General features: G+C 71.2%; 6 protein-coding genes. 5 read left to right on the top strand and 1 reads right to left on the bottom strand.

Annotated features, from left to right (window positions below; genetic code table 11):
- Nucleotides 1-91: 91 nt before the first annotated feature.
- The 4 genes from RBJ77_RS17165 to RBJ77_RS17150 all read left to right on the top strand — a co-directional run bounded on the left by RBJ77_RS17165 (nucleotide 92) and on the right by RBJ77_RS17150 (nucleotide 2,825).
- The gene (locus RBJ77_RS17165) at nucleotides 92-661 is read left to right on the top strand and encodes a hypothetical protein (protein ID WP_372345841.1); all 570 of its coding nucleotides are present in this window, start codon (nucleotides 92-94) and stop codon (nucleotides 659-661) included.
- Nucleotides 658-1,383 carry a winged-helix domain-containing protein gene (locus RBJ77_RS17160; RefSeq protein ID WP_372345840.1) on the top strand — a complete coding sequence of 242 codons (726 nt, stop codon included), beginning with the start codon at nucleotides 658-660 and terminating at the stop codon, nucleotides 1,381-1,383. Before RBJ77_RS17165 ends, RBJ77_RS17160 begins: the two co-directional genes overlap by 4 nt.
- Nucleotides 1,384-1,542: 159 nt before the next feature.
- Nucleotides 1,543-2,598 (top strand): glycosyltransferase family 2 protein, encoded by a 1,056-nt coding sequence (locus RBJ77_RS17155; RefSeq protein WP_372345839.1) that lies wholly within the window; start codon nucleotides 1,543-1,545, stop codon nucleotides 2,596-2,598.
- Nucleotides 2,599-2,630: 32 nt separating this feature from the next.
- Complete coding sequence (locus RBJ77_RS17150; protein ID WP_255971552.1) at nucleotides 2,631-2,825, top strand: hypothetical protein; 195 nt, start codon at nucleotides 2,631-2,633, stop codon at nucleotides 2,823-2,825.
- A 64-nt stretch (nucleotides 2,826-2,889) separates the two neighbouring features.
- Here RBJ77_RS17150 and RBJ77_RS17145 read toward each other — a convergent pair whose 3' ends face one another.
- Nucleotides 2,890-5,520, bottom strand: a complete 2,631-nt coding sequence (locus RBJ77_RS17145) for a valine--tRNA ligase (protein ID WP_372345838.1) — start codon at nucleotides 5,518-5,520, stop codon at nucleotides 2,890-2,892.
- 115 nt (nucleotides 5,521-5,635) lie between these two features.
- Between RBJ77_RS17145 and RBJ77_RS17140 the strand changes: the two genes are divergently transcribed.
- Nucleotides 5,636-6,598, top strand: coding sequence for a hypothetical protein (locus tag RBJ77_RS17140; protein ID WP_255971556.1), 963 nt, complete (start codon nucleotides 5,636-5,638; stop codon nucleotides 6,596-6,598).
- Nucleotides 6,599-6,607 lie beyond the last annotated feature (9 nt).

Raw genomic sequence — 6,607 nt, 5'->3', positions numbered from 1 at the left:
GCCGGTCGTCGCGCGTCCATCCGCCGTAACCCGCTCGGCCGTCCGGCGCGGTGACCACCCGGTCCGGGGACTCCGGGGGTCCAATCGGAGCATGTGGTACGCACATCACCCCGGCCGCCGCGTCCGGCAGGTCCTCGGCGACGGAGCCGTCCTGCTGTGGACCGCGGGCTGGGCCGCGGCCGCCGTCGTCGCGCACCGGCTCATCTCCGTCCAGGCCCGCCCCGCGCCCCACCCCCGGCCCCGGATCCCGCTGCTCGGGCCGCGGATGAACGGCACGCTGCACGACGTCGCCCTGGCCGGCGACCGGCTCGCGAGCGCCGCGCCGCCCGGGGCGGGTCCCGCCCGGGCGCTGGCCCTCCTCGCGGCCGTCGCCCTGTTCGTCGTACCCGTGGGGCTGCTGCTCCTGCTGTGGCTGCCGCGGCGGCTGCGCTGGGTCCGGCAGGCCGCCGCCGCCCGGGACCTCGCGGCCACCGAGGACGGCCGTGAACTCCTCGCCCTGCGCGCCCTGCTGCGCCCCCTGGACGAGGTCGGCCGCACCGCCGACACGCTCCCCGACAGCACCCCGGGCAGCCTCGCCGAGAGCTGGCGGGAGGGCGACCCGGCGACCCTGGACGCGCTGGCGGAGGCGGAGCTGGTCCGGCTCGGGCTGCGCGTCGCATGACGCACGGCACGCCCGGGAAGCGGGCCCTGCCGCTGCTGCTGGTGGCGGCGCCGCCCGACGCTCCCCTGGACGTCGTCCACGAGGTGCTGGACGAGCAGTTCACCTACCACCTCGTCCACACCGGCCGGGACGCGCTGCGCGATCTCTACAAGTACCGGCCCGACCTGCTGCTGCTCAGCCTGCGGCTGCGCGACCCCGGTCCGTGGGAAGTGCTGCAGCAGGTCCGCACCATGGACGAGGACCTGCGCATCATGGCGCTCGACCGGACCTACCGCGAGCGGGTCGCGCTGCGGGCGTTGCGGGCGGGCGCCGACGACCTGCTGTCGCTCGACGTCCCCCTGCCGCTGATCAAGGAACTGATCCAGGCACGGCTGCGGCGTGCCAGGCCCGCTGCCCCGACCAGCCAGTTGCTGAACGACGGCTGCCTCAGCCTCGACGTCGCCACCCGCGAAGCCTCGCTCGACGGCACCTTCGTCCCGCTCACCCCCCTGGAGTTCGACCTGCTGTTCGCGCTCGCCTACAACGCCGGACAGGTGCTCAGCCCGCAGCAGCTCATCGACCGGGCGTGGCGGACCCGGCCGGACGGCGACCCCTCGAAGGTCAAGTACGCGGTGCTGCGGTTGCGCCGCAGCATCGAGCGCGCCACCGGTCACCCTGCCCCCGTGGAGACGGTCCGCGGCGTCGGCTACCGGTACCTTCCGCCCGGCCGCCCCCGGCCTTAGGACCCGGGCCGAAGGACCCCTTCCGTCCCGGGCCGGCCGCGGCAACCGTCGTGCAACCCACGCGCCACGGCCCCACCACCCTTCCCTCCCACAGTAGTTGGGGTCGCAGGACGACCTGACTGCGGCGCTTCTCCAGCAGAGCGAGGGACAGCTCTTCCCATGACACTCGTCGCCCTGATACCCGCCCACGACGAGCAGGACCGCATCGTCGCCACCCTGGCCGGCCTGTACCGGCAGACCCGGCGCCCCGACCGCATCGTGGTCGTCGCCGACAACTGCTCCGACCGGACGGCCCGCATCGCCGAGTACTGCGGCGCCGAGGTCTTCCTCCCCACCGACAACAGGGACAAGAAGGCCGGCGCGCTCAACCAGGCACTCGCGCCCCTGCTCGCGGACCTGGACGACGACGCGTACGTCCTCGTGCAGGACGCCGACACCGTCCTCAACCCGGACTTCGTGCGCTGCGCCGTCGAGGCCTTCGACGAGGACGGAACGGTCGGCGCGGTCGGCGGCATCTTCTACGGCGAACAGGGCAGCGGCGTGCTCGGCATGCTCCAGCGGATGGAGTACCAGCGCTACGCACTGGAGATCCGGCGCAAGAAGAACGAGGCCGTGGTCCTCACCGGCACCGGCACCCTGTTCCGCGCCGACGTGCTGCGCCAGGTCCGCGAGGCCCGGCTCGCCGGGACGATCGGCGGGGGCGACGGCTACTACTCGCTGGCCTCGCTCACCGAGGACGACGAGATGACCAAGGCGGTCAAGACGCTCGGCCACCGCACCGTCTCCCCCGACGGCTGCTGGCTGGTCACCGAAGTGATGCCGTCCCTCGGCAAGTTGTGGCACCAGCGGCTGCGCTGGCAGCGCGGCGCCCTGGAGAACCTGCGCGACTACGGCTGGACCAAGGTCACCGCGCCGTACTTCCGCCAGCAGATGCTGCTCGGCGCGGGCGCCCTGGCACTCGCCCTGTTCGCCCTGTTCGCCGTACTGAACCTGACCCTCGTCGGCTGGGGCGGCTTCTCCGTCTTCTGGACCGCGATCACCCTGCTGTTCGTCGCCGAACGCACCCTGACCGTGCGCCGCCTCGGCTGGCGGGCCGCGCTGCTGGCCGCGCCACTGATCCCGGAGCTGCTCTACGACGTCTTCCGCCAGGCCGTCTTCGTCCGCTCCCTCGTCGATCTGGCGCTGCGCCGCGAGGCCCGCTGGGTCGCCACCTGAACCCACGCCCTACGCACAGGAGTTGATCCACCATGTACGGAAAGCCCACCGACGCCGCGATACTCGGTGGCGGCGGCACCGGAGCCCTCGCCGCCACCGGCTCGAACCCGCTGGCCATCCTGGCGCTGGTCGTCGGCTGCCTCACCCTGATCGCCGCGGGGCTCGCCCTGCGCAGCCTGGTCCCGGTGCTGCGCGGCAAGGACGACGGCCCCGGCCCCACCGCGTGACCGCACGCACGAAGGCCCCCGGAACCCTGCGGTTCCGGGGGCCTTCGTCATGCCCGTACGAGGGTCACGCCTGCGGCAGTCGCTCCAACTGCGCCTGGATGCGGGCGATGTCCTCGTCCGCCTTGGCGAGGCGCGCACGGATGCCGTCGACGACGTGGTCCGGAGCCTTGCTCAGGAACTTCTCGTTGCCCAGCTTGCCCTCGGCCTGCGCCTTGTCCTTCTCGGCGGCGGCGAGGTCCTTGGCCAGACGCTTGCGCTCGGCGGCCACGTCGATCGCGCCCGACAGGTCAAGCGCCACCTCGGCACCGGCGACGGGCAGCGTCGCGGCGGCCGTGAAGTCCTCGCCCGCCGGCTGCAGCTTGAGCAGCTGACGGATCGCCGGCTCGTGCGGGGCCAGCGCCGTGCCGTCCAGGGTGAGCCGGGCCGGGACACGCTGCCCGGCCTTCAGACCCTGCTCGGCCTTGAAGCGGCGGACCTCGACGACGACCTGCTGGACCGTCTCGATCTCCTTCTCGGCCGCCTCGTCCCGGAAGCCCGAGTCCTTCGGCCAGTCGGCGACGACCACGGACTCACCACCGGTCAGCGTCGTCCACAGCGTCTCCGTCACGAACGGCACGACCGGGTGCAGCAGCCGCAGCGTCACGTCCAGGACCTCACCGAGGACCCGGCCCGACACCTTGGCCGGCTCGCCGCCCGCCATGAACGTCGTCTTCGACAGCTCGACGTACCAGTCGAAGACCTCGTCCCACGCGAAGTGGTAGAGCGAGTCGGAGAGCTTCGCGAACTGGTAGTCGTCGTAGTACGCGTCGACCTCGGCCACGACCTTGTTGAGCCGCGACAGGATCCACCGGTCGGTCGCCGTCATCTGCGACGGCTCCGGCAGCGGGCCCTCGATCGTCGCGCCGTTCATCAGCGCGAAGCGGGTCGCGTTCCAGATCTTGTTGGCGAAGTTCCGGGAGGCCTGGACCCAGTCCTCGCCGATCGGCACGTCCGCACCCGGGTTGGCGCCGCGGGCCAGCGTGAACCGGACCGCGTCCGAACCGTAGGCGTCCATCCAGTCGATGGGGTCCACCGCGTTCGGGTTCGACTTCGACATCTTCTTGCCGAACTCGTCGCGCACCAGGCCGGTCAGGGCGACCGTCCGGAACGGGATCTCGCCGTCCATCGAGTACAGCCCGAACATCATCATCCGGACGACCCAGAAGAAGATGATGTCGTGCCCGGTCAGCAGCACCGAGGTCGGATAGAACTTCGCGAGGTCCTCGGTCCGCTCCGGCCAGCCGAGCGTGGAGAACGGCCACAGGCCGGACGAGAACCAGGTGTCCAGGACGTCCTCGTCCTGCGTCCAGCCCTCGGCCTCGGTGCCGGGCGCCTCCTCGTCGGGACCGACGCAGACGACCTGACCCTCCGGGCCGTACCAGACGGGAATCCGGTGACCCCACCACAACTGCCGCGAGATGCACCAGTCGTTGAGGTTGTCGACCCAGTCGAAGTACCGGCGCTCCATCTCCTTCGGGTGGAGCTCGACCCGCCCGTCACGGACCGCGTCACCGGCGGCCTGCGCGAGCGTCTCGACCTTGACCCACCACTGCAGCGAGAGCCGCGGCTCGATGGTGGTCTTGCAGCGGGAGCAGTGGCCCACGGAGTGGACGTACGGCCGCTTCTCGGCGACGACCCGGCCCTGCTCGCGCAGCGCGGCGACGATCGCGGACCGCGCCTCGAAGCGGTCGAGGCCCTGGAACGGACCGGGCACGGTGATCACACCGCGCTCGTCCATGATCGTCAGGGTCTCCAGGTCGTGCCGCTGCCCGATCGCGAAGTCGTTCGGGTCGTGGGCCGGGGTGACCTTGACCGCGCCGGTCCCGAACTCCGGGTCGACGTGCGTGTCCGCGACCACGGGGATCGTCCGGTCCGTCAGCGGCAGCTTGATCCGCTTGCCGATGAGGCGCGCGTACCGCTCGTCGTCCGGGTGGACGGCGACCGCGGTGTCACCGAGCATCGTCTCGACCCGGGTGGTCGCGACGACGACGGTCTCGTCGCCCTCGCCGTACTTCAGCGAGACCAGCTCGCCGTCGTCGTCCTGGTAGTCCACCTCGATGTCCGAGATGGCCGTCAGACAGCGCGGGCACCAGTTGATGATGCGCTCGGCACGGTAGATCAGGCCGTCGTCGAACAGGTCCTTGAAGATCTTCTGGACGGCGCGGGACAGCCCCTCGTCCATGGTGAACCGCTCGCGCGACCAGTCGAGACCGGCGCCGAGCCGCTTCAGCTGGCCGAGGATCCGGCCGCCGTACTCGTTCTTCCACTGCCAGGTCTTCTCGACGAAGGCCTCGCGGCCGATGTCGTGCCGGGACTTGCCCTCCTCGGCGAGCTGCTGCTCCACCTTGTTCTGCGTGGCGATGCCGGCGTGGTCCATGCCCGGCAGCCAGAGGGTCTCGAACCCCTGCATGCGCTTGCGGCGCGTGAGGGCGTCCATCAGCGTCACCTGGAACGCGTGGCCCAGGTGCAGCGCGCCCGTGACGTTCGGCGGCGGGATGACGATCGAGTACGGATCCTTCTCGCTCTTGGCATCAGCGGTGAAGTAGCCGCGGTCCACCCAGCGCTGATACAGCGCCCCCTCTACCTCGGCCGGCGCGTACTGGGTCGGCAGTTCGGTGGTGGGCGCTGGGTTCTGCTGCTGAGAGTTCTCGGTCACGGGGCCAGTTTAGAGGGGTCACAAGGCTGTACTGAAACCGAATCCGGTGGCCCGAACCGCACGCGCGTACGTCAGGATGTCGGGAGCACATAAGCATCGGGAGGGAACCCAACCAATGAGCTACAACCAGCCGGGCCCTTACGGAGGCCAGCAGCCCCAGCAGCCCGGGCCCTACGGCCAGCAGCCGCAGCAGCCGGGCCCGTACGGCCAGCAGCCCCAGGCCCCGCAGCCCGGCTACGGCTACCCGCAGCAGGCGCCGCAGGGCGTCCCGCCGCAGCAGCCGAACCCGTACGGCCAGCAGCCCGGCGGCTACAGCCAGCCGCAGCAGCCCGGCCCCTACGGCCAGCCGCAGCAGGACGCGTACGGCCAGTACCCGCCGGCCCCGCCGCAGGGCGGCGGCAAGAAGAAGACCGGCATCATCATCGCCGCGGTCGCGGTGGTGGCGGCGCTCGGCGTGGGCGCGTACTTCGTGCTCGGCGGGGGCGGCGGCGCGTCGGTCGCGGACGACGGCGCGCACAAGCTGACGACGCCGGCCACGGTCCTGGGCGAGTACAAGAAGGGCGCCGACGACGGCGACGGCTTCGACGAGCAGGACATGAAGGACGCCGAGAAGGACGGTCTGAAGAACGGCAAGCCGGTCAACGCCTCGTACCAGGTCCAGGACACCTCCAACCCGCTCGCGGGCAAGGTGCTCCAGTTCCAGGGCGCGTACGGCGAGATCGAGGACCCGGAGTCGGTCGTCGACGGCATGTTCTCCAAGGGCGCGCTGGAGGCCGCGAAGGGCGGCGACAGCGACGACGCCAAGGCCGAGCTCGTCGGTGACCCGACCGACTACAGCACGGACGACTACATCCTGAAGTGCCAGGAGATGACGGTCGAGAACACCGACCCGTCGTCGGGTACGTCCACCGGGCCCAAGAAGGTCCACATGCCGGTCTGCATCTGGGGCGACCACAGCACCGTCGCGCTCGTCGCGCCGGTCGAGATCGCCGACATGATGGCCGGCAAGAGCCCGGACCTGAAGACGGCTTCGGAGACCACGAAGAAGTTCCGCGCCGAGGTCCGCGTCAAGGCCTGACGCCCGGAT

The organism is Streptomyces sp. KL116D (assembly GCF_030766975.1).
Taxonomy (GTDB): Bacteria; Actinomycetota; Actinomycetes; order Streptomycetales; family Streptomycetaceae; genus Streptomyces; species Streptomyces longispororuber_A.
Note: the sequence above shows the minus strand (reverse complement) of the source record. Positions and strands in the feature narration are given on the sequence as shown.

Coding starts and splice junctions, on each gene's coding strand:
- RBJ77_RS17160 (WP_372345840.1), top strand. CDS start 658: ATGACGCACGGCACGCCCGGGAAGCGGGCCCTGCCGCTGCTGCTGGTG.
- RBJ77_RS17150 (WP_255971552.1), top strand. CDS start 2,631: ATGTACGGAAAGCCCACCGACGCCGCGATACTCGGTGGCGGCGGCACC.
- RBJ77_RS17165 (WP_372345841.1), top strand. CDS start 92: ATGTGGTACGCACATCACCCCGGCCGCCGCGTCCGGCAGGTCCTCGGC.
- RBJ77_RS17155 (WP_372345839.1), top strand. CDS start 1,543: ATGACACTCGTCGCCCTGATACCCGCCCACGACGAGCAGGACCGCATC.
- RBJ77_RS17140 (WP_255971556.1), top strand. CDS start 5,636: ATGAGCTACAACCAGCCGGGCCCTTACGGAGGCCAGCAGCCCCAGCAG.